3 protein-coding genes and 1 pseudogene are annotated in these 2,579 nt (G+C 68.6%); all 4 read right to left on the reverse strand.

Going from position 1 to position 2,579, the window contains the following annotated elements:
- Positions 1-613 (reverse strand): P-type conjugative transfer protein TrbL (gene trbL, locus ABTU92_RS21285; RefSeq protein ID WP_408093629.1); only part of this gene is annotated, 613 nt, incomplete at its 3' end.
- 1 nt (position 614) lies between these two features.
- The gene (trbK-alt, locus tag ABTU92_RS21290; protein ID WP_408093630.1) at positions 615-1,001 is read right to left on the reverse strand and encodes a putative entry exclusion protein TrbK-alt; all 387 of its coding nucleotides are present in this window, start codon (positions 999-1,001) and stop codon (positions 615-617) included.
- Positions 1,002-1,012: 11 nt separating this feature from the next.
- A complete protein-coding gene (gene trbJ / locus ABTU92_RS21295) occupies positions 1,013-1,774 on the reverse strand; it encodes a P-type conjugative transfer protein TrbJ (RefSeq protein ID WP_408093631.1) in 762 nt (253 codons plus the stop codon).
- Positions 1,771-2,579 (reverse strand): annotated as a pseudogene (locus ABTU92_RS21300) (conjugal transfer protein TrbE); the annotation flags it as partial. The gene trbJ and the pseudogene ABTU92_RS21300, both read right to left, overlap by 4 nt.

Here is a 2,579-nt window from a genome sequence, read left to right on the forward strand (position 1 = left end):
TGATGCCGGAGGAGACGACATTGCCGAGCACGCGCTCGGCCAGGAACGCGGTCTTGGCGAAGAGGCCGAACGGGACGAGCACGAAGCCGGCGAGCGTCGTCAGCTTGAACTCGATCAGGGTCACGAACAGCTGGATCGCCAGGATGAAGAAGGCGACGAGCACGACGAACCAGGCGATCAGCAGGACCGCGATCTGGATGAAGTTCTCGAAGAACGACACGTAGCCGACGAGCTGGCCCGCGGCGGCGAGGATCGGCTTGCCGGCGTCGATGCCGACCTGGGCGATGCGACCCGGCTGTAGGAACTGGTCGGCCGAGAGGCTCGATCCGGAGGCTTTCAGGCCGAGCCCGGCGAAGGACTCGAACACCAGCCCGGCGAGGCGGTTGAAGTTGCCGATGAGGAAGGCGAAGAACCCGACATAGAGGGTCTTCTGGACCAGGCGGGTCACGACGTCCTCGCCATTGCCGGACGCCCAGAACAGGCCGGCCAGCGTCACGTCGATGACGATCAGGGTGGAGGCGAGGAACGCCACCTCGCCGCCGAGCAGGCCGAAGCCGGAATCGATGTAGCGCGAGAACACCTCGGTGAAGCGGTCGATGATGCCGGTGTTCATGTCAGTCGATCGCCCCCTGGCTCGCGGGTCGCGACGGCCCGGCGTCCGACGGCGGTGGCGATGGCTCGTCTCCGCTGGCCCGGGGAGACCGGACGCTCGTCTCCGGAGGAACGGACCCGGTCGGGGCCTCCGTGCTCCGGCTCGATCCGAAGAAGCGGTCCTGGCTCTTGGCCCAGACCGCCCGGCAGGCCGCATCGTCGGCTTCGGCCAGGCGCAGCCGCTTGCAGCGGGCGAGCTCGCGCGCCAGCGGATCGCCGGCCGGACCGGCCGGCGTCTCGGTCGGGTGGGCCGGATCCTCGGCCATGCGGCCCGTGACGGCGACGGCCGTCACGACCGAGGCGCCAGCGAGCACGACCAGGACGACACGAACCAGGGTCTTCGCGACCATCCCACCCTCCCCTATGGGTTGAACATGCGGACAGGCTGGGCCTGGTAGGCCTGGCCGGTGGTGAGGAAGCGGTCGAGCTGGGCGCGTGCCTGCTCCTGGCTGGCACTGCTGCGGGCACCGGAGAGGCTGTCGGCCCGGGCCTGTGCCGCCAGGACCGCGGTCAGGTCGGCGAGCTGGCGGATCAGCAGGGCGATGAGCTGGTTGCCGGCCTGGGCCGCCTGCAGAGCGCCGACGGCGGCCTGGCTCGCGGCGACGAGCGTGTCGGTGTCACCGCGGGTCGTGTCGAGCGACTGCACGACGCCGGCCTGGACCCGCAGCGAATCCTGGAACGCGGCATGGGAGGTCTGCCAGCGCTCCTTGGCGTCGGAGGCGAGCTGCTGTGACGAGGTCGTGCCGGAATAGGTCTGCGGGTAGATCCGCGTGAAGGTGCGGTCGATCTGGTCGAGGTCGAAGGAGATGCGCTGGACCTGATCGAGGAGTTGCCGGGTCTTTTGGAACGACTGCTGGATCGTCTGCTGTGACGAGTACGGCAGGCTCGCCAAGTTCCGGGCCTGGTTGAGCAGCATCCGGGCCTGGTTCTGCAGGCCGGTGACTTGATTATTGATCTGCTCGAGCGCCCGGGCCGCCTGCAGTACGTTCTGGGCGTAGTTCGAGGGATCGTAGACGAGCATCTGGGCGGAACCAGCACTCGACACGACAGTGAGCGCCACCACCCCGGCCGCCAGATGGACCGCACTTCCGAGGAATAAACGACGGGAACTCTGCCTGTTCATGGGCTGGCCTCCGTGGATGACATCTCGGTGTCCTGGGAGGTCTGCTCGGCCAGGAGGTCGGCGGCCCAGGCGAGCCCCTTGCGCCGCAGCCAAGCGGCGGCGAAGCCGGCACCGCCGTGCTCACGAAGGGTCTCGGCGATGGCGGACTGGTCGGACTTGGAGGATGCCGCGCAGAAGGCGAGCGCGACCTCGCCGAGGCCGAGCTCGAACAGGCGGTTGCCGCGGCGCGACTGACAGTAGTAGTCGCGCTTCGGTGTCGCGCGGGCGAGGATCTCGATCTGGCGCTCGTTGAGGCCGAAGCGCCGGTAGATGGCGGCGACCTGCGGCTCGACGGCGCGATCGTTGGGCAGGAACAGCCGCGTCGGGCAGCTCTCGACGATGGCCGGCGCGATCGTGCTCGCTTCGATATCGGCGAGCGACTGGGTCGCGAACACCACGCTGGCGTTCTTCTTGCGCAGCGTCTTGAGCCACTCGCGAACTTGGGACCCGAAGGTCGGGTCCTCGAGGACGAGCCAGCCCTCGTCGATGATCAGGAGGGTCGGCCGGCCGTCGAGCCGGCTCTCGAGCCGATGGAACAGGTAGGTGAGAACGGCCGGGGCGGCGTCGGTCTCGATCAGACCCTCGGTCTCGTAAGCCTGGACGTCGGACGCGCCGATTCGCTCGGCCTCGGCATCGAGGAGCCGCCCCCACGCTCCGCCGAGGCAATACGGCTTCAACGCCTGCTTCAGAGCGGCGGATTGCAACAGCACCGATAGCCCGGTGAGGGTCCGCTCGTTCACGGGCGCGGAGGCGAGCGACGTCAGGG

It is taken from the genome of Rhodoplanes sp. SY1, assembly GCF_046000175.1.
In the GTDB taxonomy this organism is placed as follows: Bacteria; Pseudomonadota; Alphaproteobacteria; order Rhizobiales; family Xanthobacteraceae; genus Rhodoplanes.